General features: G+C 32.6%; 16 protein-coding genes and 1 pseudogene. All 17 read left to right on the forward strand.

The window, feature by feature from the left end:
• The first annotated feature begins 12 nt into the window (after positions 1-12).
• The 17 genes and pseudogenes from BUA02_RS15105 (at position 13) to BUA02_RS15185 (ending at position 18,875) form a co-directional block, all read left to right on the forward strand.
• Positions 13-1,713: an ArnT family glycosyltransferase gene (locus tag BUA02_RS15105; protein WP_072705645.1), complete on the forward strand. Its 1,701-nt coding sequence runs from the start codon at positions 13-15 to the stop codon at positions 1,711-1,713.
• Between the two features lie 52 nt (positions 1,714-1,765).
• On the forward strand, positions 1,766-2,377 hold the full coding sequence (locus BUA02_RS15110; protein WP_072705647.1) for a hypothetical protein: 612 nt from the start codon (positions 1,766-1,768) through the stop codon (positions 2,375-2,377).
• 82 nt (positions 2,378-2,459) lie between these two features.
• Positions 2,460-3,884: an MBOAT family O-acyltransferase gene (locus BUA02_RS15115; protein WP_072705649.1), complete on the forward strand. Its 1,425-nt coding sequence runs from the start codon at positions 2,460-2,462 to the stop codon at positions 3,882-3,884.
• A gap of 6 nt (positions 3,885-3,890) precedes the next feature.
• A complete protein-coding gene (locus BUA02_RS15120; protein WP_072705651.1) occupies positions 3,891-5,054 on the forward strand; it encodes an alginate O-acetyltransferase AlgX-related protein in 1,164 nt (387 codons plus the stop codon).
• 51 nt (positions 5,055-5,105) lie between these two features.
• The gene (locus BUA02_RS15125) at positions 5,106-6,551 is read left to right on the forward strand and encodes an MBOAT family O-acyltransferase (protein ID WP_072705653.1); all 1,446 of its coding nucleotides are present in this window, start codon (positions 5,106-5,108) and stop codon (positions 6,549-6,551) included.
• 9 nt (positions 6,552-6,560) lie between these two features.
• Positions 6,561-7,700 carry a hypothetical protein gene (locus BUA02_RS15130; RefSeq protein WP_072705655.1) on the forward strand — a complete coding sequence of 380 codons (1,140 nt, stop codon included), beginning with the start codon at positions 6,561-6,563 and terminating at the stop codon, positions 7,698-7,700.
• Positions 7,701-7,729: 29 nt separating this feature from the next.
• Positions 7,730-8,839, forward strand: coding sequence for a glycosyltransferase family 2 protein (locus BUA02_RS15135; RefSeq protein WP_072705657.1), 1,110 nt, complete (start codon positions 7,730-7,732; stop codon positions 8,837-8,839).
• 2 nt (positions 8,840-8,841) lie between these two features.
• On the forward strand, positions 8,842-9,693 hold the full coding sequence (locus BUA02_RS15140; protein WP_072705659.1) for an ABC transporter permease: 852 nt from the start codon (positions 8,842-8,844) through the stop codon (positions 9,691-9,693).
• A 41-nt stretch (positions 9,694-9,734) separates the two neighbouring features.
• Positions 9,735-11,009 (forward strand): ABC transporter ATP-binding protein, encoded by a 1,275-nt coding sequence (locus tag BUA02_RS15145; RefSeq protein WP_072705661.1) that lies wholly within the window; start codon positions 9,735-9,737, stop codon positions 11,007-11,009.
• Positions 11,006-12,034 carry a glycosyltransferase family 10 domain-containing protein gene (locus BUA02_RS15150; protein ID WP_072705663.1) on the forward strand — a complete coding sequence of 343 codons (1,029 nt, stop codon included), beginning with the start codon at positions 11,006-11,008 and terminating at the stop codon, positions 12,032-12,034. Before BUA02_RS15145 ends, BUA02_RS15150 begins: the two co-directional genes overlap by 4 nt.
• Positions 12,035-12,059: 25 nt before the next feature.
• Positions 12,060-13,634 carry a hypothetical protein gene (locus tag BUA02_RS15155; RefSeq protein ID WP_072705665.1) on the forward strand — a complete coding sequence of 525 codons (1,575 nt, stop codon included), beginning with the start codon at positions 12,060-12,062 and terminating at the stop codon, positions 13,632-13,634.
• A 37-nt stretch (positions 13,635-13,671) separates the two neighbouring features.
• The gene (locus BUA02_RS15160; protein ID WP_071175261.1) at positions 13,672-14,637 is read left to right on the forward strand and encodes a glycosyltransferase family 2 protein; all 966 of its coding nucleotides are present in this window, start codon (positions 13,672-13,674) and stop codon (positions 14,635-14,637) included.
• Positions 14,638-15,786 (forward strand): glycosyltransferase family 4 protein, encoded by a 1,149-nt coding sequence (locus BUA02_RS15165; RefSeq protein ID WP_072705668.1) that lies wholly within the window; start codon positions 14,638-14,640, stop codon positions 15,784-15,786.
• 35 nt (positions 15,787-15,821) lie between these two features.
• Positions 15,822-17,621, forward strand: a complete 1,800-nt coding sequence (gene asnB, locus BUA02_RS15170) for an asparagine synthase (glutamine-hydrolyzing) (RefSeq protein ID WP_242946523.1) — start codon at positions 15,822-15,824, stop codon at positions 17,619-17,621.
• 121 nt (positions 17,622-17,742) lie between these two features.
• Positions 17,743-18,090, forward strand: coding sequence for a hypothetical protein (locus BUA02_RS16155; protein WP_072705672.1), 348 nt, complete (start codon positions 17,743-17,745; stop codon positions 18,088-18,090).
• Between the two features lie 64 nt (positions 18,091-18,154).
• A pseudogene (locus BUA02_RS16255) lies at positions 18,155-18,388 on the forward strand (asparagine synthase (glutamine-hydrolyzing)); the annotation flags it as partial.
• 7 nt (positions 18,389-18,395) lie between these two features.
• A complete protein-coding gene (locus BUA02_RS15185; protein WP_278300997.1) occupies positions 18,396-18,875 on the forward strand; it encodes an asparagine synthase C-terminal domain-containing protein in 480 nt (159 codons plus the stop codon).
• Positions 18,876-19,194 lie beyond the last annotated feature (319 nt).

A 19,194-nucleotide genomic window follows, 5' to 3' on the forward strand; every position in this document is an offset into this window, starting at 1 on the left:
TGAGGGCAGATTATGCTTTATTTTTTTATTCCTATAATATTGATAAGCTTTTTACTGAAAGTAATTATAAATAATAATGTAAGAAATAAGTACGATTGCGTTGAGTTAATAGGATTTGTGACGGTAATATGGGCGATTGAACTATTTATAGTTACAGAGCTGCTATCTCTTTTTATGTGTGTTGATAAAACACACTTGGTTTTTGCTTGGGGGATAGTGGATTGCTGTACTTTATTTGTTTTGGCCACATTTCTAATAAAAAATCATATTCCATTATTAATGCCATTTAGATCAGAAATAGAATTTGGAAAAATAGTCATTAAAAATAAAAAAGTGGATTTGATTCCATACCTTTTATTTGTGGTATTAGGTGCATTAGTATTAGCTGTTTCAATTAGAACAGTACCGTATAATGCTGATAGTTTAGCATATCATTTGCCTAGAATACAGATGTGGGCGCAAAACAAAACTGTTGCACACTTTGCTACACCAGATTATAGGCAGATTAGTAGCCCTGTTCTAGCAGAATTTGTAAATTTGCATGTATACATTTTTAGTGGTAATGATATTTTTTTTAATTTAGTCCAAAGCATTTCTTATGTTTTTAATTCATTTATGGTTTATTGCATAGCCAAGAGAAGATTGTTATCGCAGAGGGGAGCACTCGTGGCGACTTTTATGGCCATGTCGACACCTATAGCTCTTGCAGAAGCATTTAATACACAGGTAGATTTATTTACAACTGTATGGATGATGGTATTTGCCTATGAAATGCTTGTGTTATCAGAAAAAAGTGAGATAAGTATAGGCGAAGATGTATTCCGGATTATCATTATGGGACTGTGTATGGGACTTGGTTACATCACTAAGCAATCGGTCTGCATAGAGATGGTCGTTTTTTCAATTATCTTACTTATCGTTAGAATGAGAAAAAAAGATGATTTTAAGGAGCTAATATATTCTATTGCTACAGTACTAATTACTTCATTGATTGTGGTTGCTCCGGAAATAGTAAGAAATATCTTTACATTTGGAGCAGTTGCTGCCCCTCAGGTTGGGAAGAACCAATTAATTGGAACGTTGTCACCAGGGTTTTTATTAGTTAATTTTATTAAGAATTTGTTGTTCAACTTACCATTTTCTTTTTTTGAGGGAAGTCAAGATATTGTATATTTTATTGTTTATGCATTTGCTGGTGTATTACACGTTAATTTGAATTCAGAATTCATTTCTGAATGTGGTCAGCCATATGTAATAAATAGTCCGACGATATATACCCATGATATGGCAATAAATCCGCTTAATGTGTGGCTTCTTATTATTTCTACTATAGTGATGATTGTTTCACTATTAAAGAAGCGTCGTTGTTGGAGTGGTTTTGAGTGGGCAATATGCTTGTCATATTGTGCAATGTTAACATTATTACGTTGGGAACCATATGATACGAGATACCAAATTTCTTATTTGATGCTTATTCCAATTCTTGTGGTGGCAACGTTAGAGAAGGTACTCCCAGAGAATTCAGGTAAGCTTTTTGCAATATATGGGGTAATCGGTTTCATATGCACTAGTAGTTTTTACAATGTGTTTAGATTCCATGCAAATCTTAGTACTCATGAGGCTGGAATACGACCTGCAGGTTATTATTCAATGGTCGGTCAGTTTAGAGAACAGCAAGCAATTTCTAGTTTTATTAATCAAAAAAAAATATAGTTCAATAGGATATTACTATCAGGGCATAGAAAATGTTTATCCACTTAATGAAATGTGCAAGAGCGTCAAGCATATTGAATACATAGTGTTTGATGAATATACACAAAGGTATGAAGATGCTAGTTTTGAGCCAGATGCTATTATATGGGCTGGTGAAATGGAAAATGATAAAATTAGTTGGCACGGTGCAGAATACTATCCGGTATATGAATACTCTGATTATCACGTTTTACAAAATGCTAGATATAATGAGGCGAAAACAACTGAGGATTATCTTATTTATGAAAAAGAATTGAATACTTATCTTAATAAGATTTCAGCTGGAAATTATACTGCCTTTGTGACATTCAATGATGGTGTATTGGCTGATCTCGATGAAGAGACTATTAATTCATTTGCCAACCTTGGAATTGCATCAGATTTGAATGATAAGCAGGATGAAAGTTATTGGTTTATGCTTCAAAATGGGAAGGTTTGTCATGAATTGATAAGTGATCAGTTTATTTATGAAAACGGATCATTTGATAGTAAACATAGATATGAGATTGGAGTTACTGGATATATACATTGTGACAACTATATCAAGATTGATGGTTATTATTATTCAAAGGATCAACCAGGTAAAATATTGTCGTGTACGATAATGAAACAGATCAGATTGTAGACTGGGTAAACTGGAATGGAGATTATAGTAAGCCAGTTTATAGAATGAACATAATTTAGTATAGGAATCACTGGAGTTATTTATGATTTTTTCGAGTTTGATTTTTACATTCTATTTTTTACCGATTGTTCTATTGTTATATTATTTGTCAAAAGAGCAATTTAGAAATTATATTTTGCTAGTGGCTAGCCTTTGTTTTTATGCATATGGTGAACCTTTTTTTGTGTTTGTTATGTTGTTGTCTATAGTCTTAAGCTATATTTTTGCAAGACTTATTGCATGGTTGAATGATACTGGGAAAAAGACAACATCAAAAATTGTACTTTTTCTTGATATTGTTATAAGCATAGGCATACTTTTTGTTTATAAGTACTTGGATTTTTCCATAGGAATTGTAAATCAAGTTACTATGTCAAGCATAACACCCACAGGAATAAAGTTGCCTATAGGAATATCTTTTTTTACATTTCAGGCATTGTCATATGTTATAGATGTATATCGTGGAAGAGTTAAAGTGCAAAAAAATCCATTTTACGTAGCGCTTTACATTTCCTTTTTTCCTCAGCTGGTTGCAGGACCAATAGTAAGATATTCCACGATTGAAGAACAAATTATAAGCAGAAGTCAATCTGCTGAGTTCTTTGCTGAAGGAGTCAGACGATTCATGTTGGGCTTTTGTAAGAAAATCTTGATAGCTAATAATGTAGGTGCAGTTGCCAGTGAGATATTTTCTCTTGATTATTCAGCAACTTCATTAACAACTATGTGGCTTGGCTCAATATGTTATAGTCTTCAAATTTTATATGATTTTTCTGGATATTCAGATATGGCAATAGGTTTAGGTAAGATGTTTGGCTTTAGATTTGAAGAAAATTTCAACTATCCATATATGGCTAAATCTATTACTGATTTTTGGAGAAGATGGCATATATCATTAAGCCAGTGGTTTAGAGATTATGTGTATATTCCGTTGGGTGGATCAAGAGTCAGCGTGCCAAGACAGGTAGTGAATCTATTAATAGTTTGGTTATTGACAGGCCTTTGGCATGGGGCCAATTATACGTTTATAGTTTGGGGATTGTTTTATTTTGTATTACTGGTAATTGAAAAGTACGTAATAATGCCAGATAGAAGAAAAGGTATTGTTTTTAGTGTAGCGTGGCGCGTAATTACTTTACTATGTGTAAACTTTGCATGGGTAATCTTTAATTCTGAGTCGTTGCATGCAGGAGCGGCATATTGTTTTTCTATGGTTGGGTTTAATGGTACAAGTGGTATCATTGATGACGTGGCAATACGTAATCTCAGAGAATATGGTGCTTATGTCTTTGCGGGTATTTTATTTGCTTCACCGATAGCAAAGATTATTAGAGAAAAGTTACTTGTTGAGAAAAATGCTATAATAGGAAAATATGTTGAAGCTTTTGCATATGGAATAGTTTTTTTATGGGCAACATCATATTTGGTACTTGGAGCTCATAATCCATTTATTTATTTTAATTTTTGAGGTGCTATGGCAAAAAAAATATTACAAAACCCATTTATTATCGCTTTGTGCGTAATTATATTGATTCCAGGTTTCTTAAGTTGTGGGCAGCTAATTAGTTACTATACAGGTGAAACGACATATTCTAATAATTTAGATGCGGAATTGGGAAGCAAATTAGAAACTGATATAGCTACAACTTTTTGGAAAAAGGACAAGTTTGTCGATTTTAATGGAGCATTTAGAAATATACTTGATCAACCAGAAATGAATGGTGTTGTAAAATTAAATAATGGATATCTTTTAACTACTATTGATGAGATAGATGACGAGAAAATGCAATACAGGATTAATAATATTGCGGTTTTGAATGAGTATCTCAATAATCGTGGGATTAGCTTTCTGTTTGCATCAGCACCATATACTAGTAGTAAATTTGATACTGAGTTACCTGTAGGATACAATGATTTTGGGAACAAAAATGCTGATAAATTGCTGGAAGGACTGGAATCTTTTGGCGTTGAAACTTTGGATTTTAGGCAGCAGATGCATGACGATGGTATTGATCAGTACTCTATGATGTATAAAACAGATCACCATTGGACTACTGAAGCGGGATTATATGCATATTCTGTTCTTGAAAAATGGATACAATCAAAAACTGGTTGTACTGTAGATGAGCGAATTGCAGATATAAGTAACTATGAAATCGATAATTATACTGAATGGCATCTAGGTTCACGCGGACAGAGAACTGGAAGATATTACGCTGGGGTAGATGATTTTGATGTTTTAGTTCCAAAATTTGATACGCTAATAGAAAATGATGAAGGTACAATAGGTAAGATGCAAGAACTTGCATATAATTGGGAACCTTTAGCAAAACGTGATCCAAAACTGGAATATGTGTATGACAAAGTATTAAAGCAATCTGCTGGGCACTATACTAACTTGGATTGCAAAAATGAAGTCAAAGTGTTGTTGGTGTCGGATTCTTTTTCATGGACAGTATGTCCGTTTATGATGATGGGATTCAAAGAGCTTAGATTTGCTTATAGTCAGCCATTGAACGAACAACTAACGCCTGAACTTATTGAGGAGTATGATCCTGATGTTGTGATAATGCTTTATTATCCACAGGTGTATGAGGTGGATTTGGCATTTGATTTAGCAAGATTTCAAGAAGACTAGAGCTTGTACCTTGTCAATAACTTCTGACTTACTAGTATGGTGGAGGAATTTGTGCAATTCAATAGTTATGAATTTATAATATATTTTTTACCTATTTGTTTGGTACTGTATTATCTGGCTAATAAAGTTAGTGAGACAGTTGGAAAAATGATACTTATAATTTCAAGTATCATTTTTTACTCGCTTGGCCGAATTAGTATGCTTATTTATTTAGGAGTAAGTGTATTAATTAATTACATATTTGCATATGTGATTCAAAAGACGGGAGTAAAGAACAAGTGGGTAAAAGCATTACCCATATTAATTAATATATCTCTATTGCTTTACTTCAAGTATTTAAATTTTGCTATAGAAAATATGAATTTGCTTTTTGGCTTTGAATGGGAACTTCGTGAAATAATCCTTCCACTAGGCATATCATTTTATACATTTCAGCAAATTGCTTATTTGGTCGCTATTGAAAGAGAGGAAATAAGCAGTAATATTGTCGATTATCTTACGTATATACTGTATTTTCCGAAGTTGATAATGGGACCAATAGTCGATCCAGCTGTTTTTTATTTGCAAATAAATGATAGTACTAAGAAAAAAGTAAATGTAACAAACATTGTTATAGGAATAAAGCTTTTAAGCTATGGATTAGTAAAGAAGGTGCTTTTAGCTGATACTTTTTCAAGAGCTGTGGCATGGGTATATGACAACTTAAATGAAGCAACAGCAATGGATTGCATGTTATTGGCGTTATTTTACACATTTGAAATATATTTTGATTTTAGTGGATATAGTGATATGGCTATTGGCATATCAACAATGTTTAATATAGATTTACCAATGAATTTTGATTCCCCTTATAAAGCTATTTCGATAAGAGATTTTTGGAAAAGGTGGCACATCTCCCTTACCAAGTTTATGACCAAATACATTTACATTCCACTTGGAGGATCTAGAAAAGGAATAGTATTTACATATGTAAATGTTATGATTGTTTTTTTGATTAGTGGATTATGGCATGGTGCAAACTGGACATTTATTTTGTGGGGATTACTTCACGGGTTATTTAGCTGCTGTGATAGATTATTTGATAAACTGGAAGAAAAAGTTTTTATGCCTGTTCGGTGGTTATGTTCTTTTGGAGTTATTAGTGTTTTATGGCTTCTATTTGGATCAGCAACTGTTGGTGAATGGAAAAGTGTATTATATAAAATTTTGCACATGAAAGATACAAGTGTTAGTGAAGGATTGATAGCGTCATTCTATTTGCCTGAAAGCCAGTTTATTTATGATGTTTTACATCTGGATTATCTTCCAACTGACATTCGCGGGTTCAATATGCTTGTATTCATTTTAATTGCCTGTTTGATTTGTTTTGTGCCTGAGAACAATTATAGGAATAAAGAAAAACTTAATATTTTCTCTATGCTTTTGGCATCATTAGCCTTTGCCTGGGGTATTTTGTGCTTGGGAACAGAAACGACATTTGTATATTATTGGTTTTAAGGGGAAATTATGAAAGCAAAGAAGTGGCTTGTCGGTTGGTTAGTTATAGTGATATCTGTATTAAGCTATACTGGCTACTGGGTTTACAAAGTAGATCCATTTTTTCATTATCATAAACCGTTAATGAATACATATTACTATGTCTTAAATGGTTATAATGAAAGAAACGTAAATGATGGTATTAGTAAGCACTTTGATTATGATGTTATCGTAACCGGTACTTCAATGACTGAAAATTTTAGAACTACTGAGGTCGATGAATTATTTAAGTGCAAATCAATCAAGGTTCCGTTTGAAGGAGGAACTTATAAAGAAATCAATGATAATGTAGAAAGAGCACTACAGCACAATAAAAATATTAAGCTTGTGATCAGAGGACTAGATGTATTTGAAGGATATATTATAGCCAGTCCAGACAGTATGAGGACAGATTTGGGAGAATTCCCATCATACTTATATGATGACAATCCATTTAATGATGTACATTACTTATTAAATAGGAATGTGGTATTCAGCAGAGTATATCAGATGGAAATTGATAGAGATAAAGCTGATTTTGAAGCGGGGGTTACATCTTTTGATGAATACGCGAGGTGGCATGAAGATTATCAGTATGGAAGAAAAACTGTGGCACCTAATGGGATTGAGGTAATTGTATGTGACGAGAACATACAATTATCCGCTGAAGAAAAAAGCACGATTAAGGCAAATGTTGATAAAAACTTAATCAGCGTAGCGGAAAAGAATCCAAATGTGGATTTTTATTATTTCTATGCGCCATATAGTATAATGTTTTGGAACGATTTGAATAACACTGGGGAATTGCAAAAAAATCTTCAAATGCAAGAATATGTTGCAGAGTTACTGCTACCATATGAGAATATACATTTGTTTTCTTTTTTTGGCTGTACAGGTGTGATTACGAATCTGAATAATTACAAAGACTATTATCATTATGCTGGATGGGTTAATTCATCGATACTAAAATGGATGCATGATGGAGATTACCAATTGACAAATGATAATTACAAGGATGTTTTTAGGAAATTAAATGATTTTTATTCATCATTTGATTATAAGAGCGTAGAAAATCAAGAAGATTATATTGATGATTATTATGCTGAGGAAGTACTTAATGAGAACTATTGAGTATTTTATACATAAGCAAGGTATAGAAAATGATAGAGAGTAAGGAATTAAAGCACTTGCCACTTATATCTATAATTATTCCCGTGTACAATTGCGAGGATTATCTAGAAGAGTGTATTGATAGTGTGATTAATCAGAATTACCCTGAATTAGAGATTATATTAGTTGATGATGGATCAACAGACAATTCTGGCAAGACTTGTGATACATATGTAGGAAAATACAATGATAAAAAAAGAACCATCAATGTGATTCATAAAGAAAATGGTGGAGCTTGTTTTGCTAGAAGAGATGGTTTGTCACTTTCTAAAGCTGACTATGTTGCTTTTGTAGACGGTGATGACTATATTGATTCTGACTTCTGTATTAACTTGATGACAGACATTTTACAGAATGATGCTGAAGTGGCTACTAGTGGCTTTGTGTATACTAATACAGGAACTGGTTATATGGATTCCGCTGAAGCGGGATTATATGCAGGTGAAAAAAAAGAGACTCTCAATAACATTATGATTTATGAACCTATAAGCGAAATGGGGGGAATCATAATGAGCGTATGTATGAAGATATACAAAAAAGAATTGATTCTTAAGGCAATACAAAGGGTAAAGATTAGGCTTGAACTATTTGAGGATTTAGCATATTGTTACGGTCCGCTAATTGAAGCACAATCGGTATATGTTGAGCATAATGCTTATTATCATTACAGAAATAATCCCAATTCGGTTTCAAGGAAAAAGCAAGATGATATATTCCCAAAAGTTCAAAGTGCGTTTTCCTTTGAAAGGAAATTGTATGAGGATTATGGTCGTATTTTTTTAGATCAATTTGATTTGGTAGCTACAAAGTTTTATTATTCATACTTATGGCAGCTTATGGATGATTGTAAATTATCAAAGCAAGATCAGATTGTAGTATGGAAACAGATTAGCAAAGATGAGTTATTTGATACAATTACAGACAATGCTTTGAATGGCAAAATAAAGCCTAAATATGCTAAGTTCATGACGAAATTTAGATATAAACAAAACCTATTGTTTTGGCATTATTTTAAAATTATAGTATTGTTCAGTGAGTTAAAAATTAAAATGACAACGCGTATTAGGAAAATGATAGATATATTTTTAGGAGCTTGCTAGTGATGAAACAAAGGAAAGCAGAATGGGATGTAGTTATTACACCAAAAAGAAAATGGTATTCATTAAACTTAAACGAAGTATTTCGGTATAAGGATTTAATTATTCTTTTTGTGAAAAGAAGTTTTAATTCTCAATATAAACAAACTGTTTTGGGACCGATGTGGTTTGTGATTAATCCACTGTTAACAACTTTTATTTCAACCCTTATTTTTGGTAATATAGCAGGAATACAATCTGATGGAATTCCTTATTTTTTATTTTATTTAGTAGGATATACACTATGGAATTACTTTTCAACTTGTGTGTCCACGACATCTACAACGTTTACAGCTAATGCAGGAATAATGGGGAAAGTGTATTTTCCTCGTTTAACTATGCCAATATCTTCAGTGCTTTTTGCAGCTATTAACATGTTAGTGATTTTTGCTATGTCAATAATTACAATGATTATTTATATGCTTAAAGGCTGTTCGATTCACTTGACACTAAATATTTTGTTAATTCCAATTCTTATGTTTCAGACGGCTATTTTAGGGTTAGGAGTAGGAATTATTATTTCATCAATGACTACAAAATATAGGGATCTGGCAATATTGGTATCGTTTGGATTGAATTTGTGGATGTATTTAACACCTGTTGTTTACCCCATATCTGATTTGTCACCAAAATTCCGAACGATAATTCTTCTTAATCCAATGTCAGCAATAGTGCAGAATTACAAATTTGCATTATTAGGTATAGGTGATATGGAAATAAAGTATTGGATAGTAAGTCAATTAACAACAATAGTATTATTTTTGATTGGAGTACTGACTTTTAACAGGGTAGAAAGAACATTCATGGACACTGTTTAATGTGTAGTAAGATTATATAATCTGGAGTGATGGAAAGAAAAATGTCAGATACAGTAATTAAAATTGAAGGCTTGAGAAAACAGTATAGATTAGGAACTATTGGAGGAGGTACGTTGACAGCGGATCTTCAAAGCTGGTGGGCAAAAAAAAGAGGAAAAGAGGATCCTAATACGAAGATTGGTACCAATTGTGCAGAAACTGGAGATAGTTTTTATGCCATAGATGGGATTGATTTGGAAGTGCATAAAGGTGAAACAATTGGCATCATTGGCGCAAATGGTGCTGGAAAATCGACACTACTGAAATTGCTATGTAGAGTTACTGCTCCAACAGAAGGTACCATAAGAATGAAGGGAAGAATTGCGAGTATGCTGGAAGTTGGAACAGGATTCCATCCAGAATTAACAGGTCGAGAAAACATATATATGAATGGCGCAATTCTTGGTATGACTAAATCTGAGATAGATTCTAAGATTGAGGAGATAATAGATTTTTCAGAATGCCGTCAATTTATTGACACACCTGTAAAACGATATTCTAGTGGAATGTATGTAAAGCTGGCTTTTGCAGTAGCTGCGCATTTAGATGCGGAAATAATGATCATGGATGAGGTTCTAGCTGTTGGAGATGTTAAGTTTCAGCAAAAGTGTTTAGGAAAAATGGAAAATGCAGCAGCGGGTGAAGGAAAAACAGTTTTGTATGTTAGCCATAACATGGCTACTATAAGGCAGTTATGTAATAGATGTATTGTACTTGAACATGGAAAAATAGTCTTCGATGGGGATGTGGAAAGAGGAATAGAAAAATATGTTGGATTAGGAAATGTTGATTATAAACCATTCTATGATTTTTCTGATACGAAGAGACCATCACTTGATCATGGAAGAACTTTATTTGTGCATTCCTTAACATTTGAAAACAAACAACAAGCAGTGTATTCTTCATTGGAAAAGATGATTTTTTCTATTGAATATACACCAAATGTGGATGATGAGAACATTGGAGTATATTTTAGTGTTGTTGCAATGGATGATAGTCCAGTTGGAACTACATTTTCAGGAATTATTGATAATTCTAAAAAAGGAGTGCGAACGAAAAAAACTTTAGAATTTGATATATCTAATTTGGTTGATGGAACATATTATTTTTATTTAGACGTATTTTATACAAATGAATTTGGAACTTTTAATTCTTGTGATCACCCAATGGAAAAAGTTTTTTTTGAAGTGGGAAAAGATGCAAGTACAAGCCAATGGAACAAAAGATATTTTGGTAATATTAAATTGCCAAGTTTAAAACTAGTAGGTCAGAAATGAGTATGAAAAAGATCAAAATAAAATTTGTAGGATATGATTGGCCAGGTTTTTATCCAGAAGAATTGTATTTTTATAGATTATTTAAAAAGCACTATGATGTGGAAATATCGGATAATCCTGACTATGTAATATGTAGCATATTTGGGACTGAATATGAATATTGCAAATATCCACAAATTAGAATAATGTGTGTGGGTGAAAATTATATTCCTGATTTTAACTTGATAGATTATTCGATTTCTAGATATCCTATTAATTATTTGGATAGAAATTTTTATCTTATTGGATGCGCAGATGTTGTTGACGAAAAAAAATGGAAACAGTTAGAAACCAAGAATCGAAACTATCCTGATCAGTTTATAAATACAAAAACTAGATTTGCAAATTTTATAGCTAGTCATGAGTCTGAAAATGGTTTGAGAGGGGATTTTTTTAAGGAACTATGTAAATATAAGAGAGTTGATTCTGTGGGATCATATTTGAATAATATGGCTGAAGAAGATAAAGTTACTTTTAGAGATGATTCGAAAACCAATTTTCAAAAGAAATGCAAATTTACATTATGTTTTGAAAGTACTTCGCATGAAGGGTTTATTACAGAAAAAATTTCTGACGCGTTTTACGCAGATACTATTCCAGTCTATTTTGGTTCAACTAATGTTACTGAAATATTCAATGAGAAAGCATTTATTATTTGCCGAGGAAGGGAGGATTTTGCACGTACGATTGATCTTATAAAAAAGCTTGATCAGGATGATGACTTATACATGGAAATGTTACGTCAGCCAATTTTTGTTAATTCGCATTATCCTTCTGAATTAGAAAAGTCATTTGAGGAATATATTTGCCATATTTTTGATCAGCCAATTGAACATGCATATAGAAGATCGAGAGTATATGCGCCAAGTAGGTTTGAACAATATCACTTGAATTGCTTAGATATGGTGCGTAAAAATGCTAGTAAAAAAAATATACTTGAAAGAGAAAAAGCTCTAATAAAAAGAGTTTTGAGTAGATTAAAATAGATTAGATTGGAAGAGGCATAATCTCATGAAGAAAACAATAGCAATTATGTCTGCTATACTAGTGGTTCAGGTACTAGGTATTATTTTATGGGCTTGTCAAAAAGATAATTTTTATTGGGATGAGTATTATACTTTAGAACGTGCTCATTATGTATCTGAAAAAAATGAAAATGATCACTATATTATTGATGATGACCGATTTAATTATAATACATGGATTGATGCAAAAGTAGTAAGAGACACTTTGATTGTAGATGATAAATCGAGTGTATTATATGATGATTTCTTTCTTACTTTGTCCAAACTGTTTAAAACCAATAGCTATTCAGTACTGCTAAATATAATTACTTATGTGATTGCACCTGGAAAGATAACTTACTGGCCTTCTATTATATTAAATATTATTTTATTTATTTTGAATCAGATAGTTCTTTTTTGTTTGTCTAAGAACATTTTTCATGATGATTTTTGGGGGTACACAGTTATTTCGTTTTATGGCTTCTCAGCCTTGTGTATATCGATGACAACATTTGTAAGGTTTTATATGTTGGCAACGCTAATGACCACTATGTTTACTTTTTTGCATTGTCTTTATTGGAATTGCAAAGAAGAGCAGTTTGCTAGAAAATCACTACTGTTAGTTGGAACGTTGATTTGTTTGTTGATTGGTTATAATAATGCACAATTTGTGATTATATATGCTTTCTTTTTCATTATTAGTTTTACAGTTTTATTATGGGTGTGCAAAGGACCGAAAATCTCCATGTATTATTTTGCCCCTATTGCAATTATAGGAATAGGGTTCATTGCTACAAAAACTAATTTTTTTAATGTTTTGGCTAATTTTAATGAAATTGGGAACATGGCGAATCAAGCTGGAGCATTAGGGTGGTTTATTGGGCAGATATATACATTTAGGCTGAATATGTTGCCAGGGAGAATGAAAGATATATACGTGATTTTTGGGGAGAAATTATTTGGAAATGTGGCTTTGCTTTGCTTGTATTTTGTAGTTATAGCATTTGGAAAGATTATCAAGACTGATGAAAAGAGTATTGGTAAAGAGCAGTTTACCATCATTTTTCCTGTAGTTTTTTATTTGGCTTTTTTTACTGCCTTTGGGTTGTATGGGCAGATTAGATATATTTCATTTATTTTTCCAGAAGTAGCTCTAATTCTCATGGGAGTTTTGTATCAACTATATGGCAGTGGCAAGAATATAAAAAAGGTAGTGTTGATATTTTTGATTGCACAAGTAATTGTGGTAAATTTATCAGGGAATATAGATATGCTGTATATTGGTGATAAGGACAGAATTGATAGTATAAAAGAGCAAAATATTGATAGCATTATTATGACAAGGAAGAGTTTTATGCCATTTGCAGTTTATCAGTCGTCATTAATTGGTGATGATGAAACGCAATTGATGGTATATGATGATCAAAATGCTAATGATATAAGCACGCAACTTAGAGATAAAATGTTAATTCTGGTTGAAGATGAAAATATGGACATTGTTAATTATCTAAAAGGGAAAGAATATTCTGTGAAAAATATAGGGAATACTTACTATTTTAAAGTATTTACAGCAGAGAAATGATTCATAACTTTAAATATTTGGAAGGGAATATGCAAATATGAACTATAGCATCTCAGTAGTAGTACCAGTTTTTAATGAAGAAGGAAACATTGCCAATCTTCATAAAGAAATAAAAGATGTATGTGAAAAAAACGAATATGATTATGAGATTATATTTGTGAATGACGGATCATCAGATGGAACAGACAAAGTCTGCAGGACTTTAAGACCGCTCAAATATATTAAGATGCGCAAAAACTTTGGTCAGACTGCGGCTATGGACGCAGGAATCAAAGCTGCTACCAAAGACTTGATTGTCACTATGGATGGCGATGGACAAAATGACCCAGCTGATATTCCTAACATGATCAAATATATGGAAGATAATGATGTTGATGTGGTATCAGGTTGGAGAAAGAATAGAAAAGATACTTTTATGAAGCGCTTCGTTTCAAGAGGTGCTAATCTACTTAGATATATGCTCGTTCATGATGGCATTCATGATTCAGGATGCTCACTTAAGGTTTACAAGAAAGAGTGCTTCAAGGGTGTAAATCTCTATGGAGAACAGCACAGATTCATTCCTGCAATTCTCAAGATTAAAGGATTTACTGTTGGTGAAGTGGTAGTCAATCACCGCGCAAGAACTTCTGGATATACTAAGTATAATTGGAAGAGAACTATCAAGGGATTTGTAGACATGATCTCAGTGTGGTTCTGGAATAAGTTTGCTACAAGACCATTGCATTTATTGGGAGGCTTAGGACTTCTTTTTGAACTGCTTGGATTTGGCTGTGGTATTTGGTCAATTGTACTTTTTGCTATGGGAAGAAAGATGTCCAATAACATATTCCCACCATTACTTACAATTTTCTTTGTAATAATTGGACTTATAATGATAGTATTTGGCCTGATGAGTGAGATCCTTATAAAGACATATTATGGCGTTCATGTTGATACATCTTATAGTATCAAGTCTATAGAGACTTTTGATGGTAATGATTCAAACGAGAAAGAAGCATAAATGAAAATACTAATTGTATCCCATGAGTATCCTCCTGTTGGAGGAGGAGGAGCTAATGCATGTATGCATTTGGCTAAAGAATATAGTGCTGCAGGTCATGAAGTACACATTGTAACAGTATGGTATCAAGGTGAAGCAGAGCAAGAGCATCTTGGTGAGAATATTGATATATACAGGCTAAGATCTAAAAGAACACGACTAGAACAGTGCAGCTTTAAAGAGATGCTAGATTTTCTCTTTAAAGCTGTTGCATTTACTGACAAATTGGAGAAGAAGGAGAAATTCGATATTTGTCAGATTTTCTTTGGCATTCCAAGCGGACCCATAGGCTATTACCTCAAAAAGAAATATAGGCTGCCATACGTAATTCGTTTTGGTGGAGGAGATATTCCGGGATTTCAGGATAGATTTACAAAAGTCTATAAGCTGATTGGACCAGCTATCAAGCTTATTTGGAAGAATGCAGATGCATTAGTTGCTAATAGCCGGGGCTTGCAGAAAATGGCATATGATTTTTGCGACAAGTATGATATCAGGATAATACCTAATGGTGCTGAAATAATGCAATGCGAGAGTGGGCACCAATCCGATGAATCAATAGTACACTTGCTCTTTGTTTCAAGGCTCATCGAAAGAAAAGGAGTTCAGGACATTCTTCCACAATTACCAACTGTTGTACAAGCGTGTAATCAGAAAGGACGTAAAATAGTTTTGGATATTGTCGGAGATGGTCCATATAGACCAGAACTAGAGAACATAGTCAAAACTTACAAACTTGATAATATAGTTCGCTTTCATGGTCAAAAGAACAAAAGCGAGCTTCCACAGTACTATTCTGAATCAGATATTTTTGTATTCCCTTCAAGAAAAGAAGGAATGCCAAATGTTGTACTGGAAGCAATGTCCTATGGTTTACCGATAATCATGACTCCGTGTCAAGGAAGCGAAGAACTTATTCAGGGGAATGGATATATTGAGGCAACAAGAGGCTTTTCTGAAAAAATAACAGAATTAGTACTTGATGAGGATAAGAGAAAACTATTTGGAGAGAGAAGTAAAGAAAGAATTAAGGATTTAAGCTGGAGTAATGTGGCTAATGCTTATATAAAGGTATTTGATCAAATATGTGTGGAATCTGCGGATATGTAAGTCGAAAGCGAATTGAAGATAGTGTTTTATGTGTTATGAGAGATAGTATGACACATAGAGGACCTAATGATGCAGGTATTTGGAATAGAGATTATTCTAATGGGTACATAGGCCTTGCTCATAGACGACTTTCTATTTTTGATTTAACAGAGCTAGGACATCAGCCAATGGAATCGACAGATGGCCGATATACAATTGCTTATAATGGTGAAGTCTATAATTTCAAAGATCTTAGAAATGTCTTAATCTCAAAGGGATATAAATTTAAGTCAGAATGTGATACAGAAGTAATTCTTTATGCATATGACTATTGGAAAGAGAAATGCTTTGAAAGATTCAATGGAATGTTTGCTATTGCTATATGGGACTCAGTTGATGAAAAGCTCATATTAGCAAGGGATAGAATGGGGGTTAAACCACTTTATTATTATTGGTGTACGACCACAGAGGATTTTGTGTTTGGCTCAGAATTAAAACCAATAATGTTTTATCCAGGATTTAAAAAGAATGTTAGACATGATGCTTTAGGTAAATTTCTATGTAATAAGTATATTGCTTCGCCTGATGCGATATTTGAAAACACATACAAAGTGGTTCCTGGTACATATGTGGTTTTTCATGATAATACAATAAATACAGAAACTTACTGGAATTTCTATGATGAAAAGGACGAAGGTCTTAGAAATCAGATTATCGAATTCAAAACAGCTAAAAGTGAGATTAATGAAATAATAATAGATGCTGTTAATAAGAGAATGGTAGCTGATGTTCCAGTTGGAACATTTCTTAGTAGCGGGGTGGATTCTGCGCTGGTCACAGCAGTGGCACAGAGATATAGTGAAGCTAAAGTTAAGACTTTTACAATAGGCTTCTATGAAAAAGAAAGAAATGAAGCAGACAGAGCTAAGAAGATTGCTGATTACCTCGGAACAGAGCATACGGAATTATATGTTGGTGAAAAAGAGATACTTGAGCTTATTAGTGATATAACTGATTATTATGATGAACCATTTTCAGATTCATCTCAGCTTCCTACTATGCTTGTTTCAAAATTGGCTTCGGATAGAGTGACAGTAGCACTTTCTGGAGATGGTGGAGATGAGCTGTTTTGTGGATATAAAATGTATGATTGGTCTTATATTGCCCAAAAAGCTGATTTTATAGGAAATGTTTTACATTTTATCCCAGGTAGTGACATATTTAAGCAGAATGTAAGTCCAGAATTAAGAGCATTTATAAACAATAGAGATGCAGGACTTAAAACACAGCTATTTGTAGATGTTATGACGGAACTTGCTAGTAGTCTTTTGTTAAATAAAGAGGTGTTTTGTCCAAAATTTGATTATGAGAAGAAGATGGATTATAGAAACTGGCAGGAAAGAAGAATGCTTCTTGATATGATGACTTATCTTCCGGATGAAGTCATGGCTAAAACAGATAGAGCTTCTATGAAGTACTCACTTGAAGTTCGTAGTCCTCTATTAGATTATAGATTAGTAAAAAAAGCTTTTGAGATACCACAGAATTTTAAGTACTACAATCATGATAAAAAACATATCTTAAAAGAAGTTGCGTATGACTACATTCCTAAAGAACTTTTATCAGGTCCCAAAAAGGGGTTTGGAGTACCTATGGCAAAATGGCTTAGAGGACCATTAAAAGAAGAAATCAAAATGTATTCAGACAAAGAGTTTATTAGAAAACAGGGGATATTTGATCAGGAAGGTATTAATAGATTGATTGCTAGGCAGAGTGTTTCTGATAAAGTTATGTATAGTTCTATGTTATGGTCGTTTTATATGTTTCAAAGATGGTGGGAACAATATGTCAGTTAAAATAATATTGCTAATTGAGTATATGTCAAAAATGGAGCCATAATAGTACTTGCTTTAATGTATTACTATATTAAGAAGTCAAAAGTAGAGAGCTAAACATGTAGCTTGTTTGGAGATAGCGATGTGTGGAATATGTGGATTAGTAACAAAGAAAAATATATCAGGTGAGTGTTTCGATAGAATGGTGGATGCATTGGAACATCGTGAACCTGATGACAGAGGGGTTTGGAGCACTACTTCTACAGGATGGAGTGTTAGGATGGGGCATCGCAGGCTGTCAATTATTGATTGTTCGGCGAATGGTCATCAACCAATGATTGATGAAACTGGAAGATACATAATTATTTTTAATGGTGAAATATACAATCATGTAGAACTAAAAAGAGATTTGAAAGACTTTAGTTTTATATCAACTTCTGATACTGAAGTTCTACTATATCTCTATATCAAATATGGCCCCAATGTGTAGATAAAATTAATGGGATGTATGCTTTAGCAGTTTATGATAAAACTGAAAATAGCTTTTTTTAGCAAGGGATAGGATGGGGAAAAAGCCATTATATTATTATTTATGTGAGGATAGTTTTGTGTTTGCGTCAGAACTCAAATCTTTTTTATGCTATCCTTTTTTTAAAAAAACAATTAATAAAGATGTAATGACACAGTATTTTAGCCAGAATTGTATTTTGCCTCCAAACACTATATATGAAAATACATATAAATTAAAGGCTGACGAATATTTGATATGGAAAGGAAACAGTAGATAATATCTCTATAGCAAATGAAGACTGGAGAAAACAGAGAATGCTACTGGATATGACTACATATCTTCCAGATGAGAATCTTACAAAGGTAGATAGAGAATCCATGAGATTTTCATTAGAGGCTAGATGTCCGTTGTTAGACTATAGGATTGTGGATTTTTCTATGAAGATACCTTTTCAATATAAGTACAATAATGGAGTAAAAAAATATATTTTAAAAGATATTTTATATGATTATGTTCCTAAAGAAATGATGGAAAGGTCTAAAATTGGCTTTAGTATTCCTATCTACAAGTGGTTAAGAACTACACTTAATTCTGAATTAAAGCAATACTTTGAAAAGGATTTTGTAGAAAATCAAGGTTTATTTAAATACGATAGTTTAATTAAATTTTTAAGCGATTTTACAAGGAAAGAACAAATAAGTAGTACACAGATTATGTGGAGCTATTTTGTTTTCCAGCGCTGGTATAAACAATACTTGGTTTGATATATTAGAAATGAAAAACAATATGATAGATAGTTATTTGATAGTGTGATAGATAAAAAGAATATTTAATTTGGGGCATAGAATTATATGGTTTACTTAAAAAATAGTTTATATTACTATTTTACACAGAAATTGTCCGTACAGACTATGAATTGAGTAAAATAATCATTTTGGTAAAGATTTTTATAAGTAGGGGGAGTCAACTATAAACTAGCTGAAGTGAAACTACAACAGCCAAAACAATGAGAAGAAATGATACAGTACGCGGAGAAATTAGCAGAAGACATTTCGTGTTTGAGATTAGGCATATATTTAACAG

The sequence above is a fragment of the Butyrivibrio hungatei DSM 14810 genome (assembly GCF_900143205.1).
Taxonomy (GTDB): Bacteria; Bacillota; Clostridia; order Lachnospirales; family Lachnospiraceae; genus Butyrivibrio; species Butyrivibrio hungatei.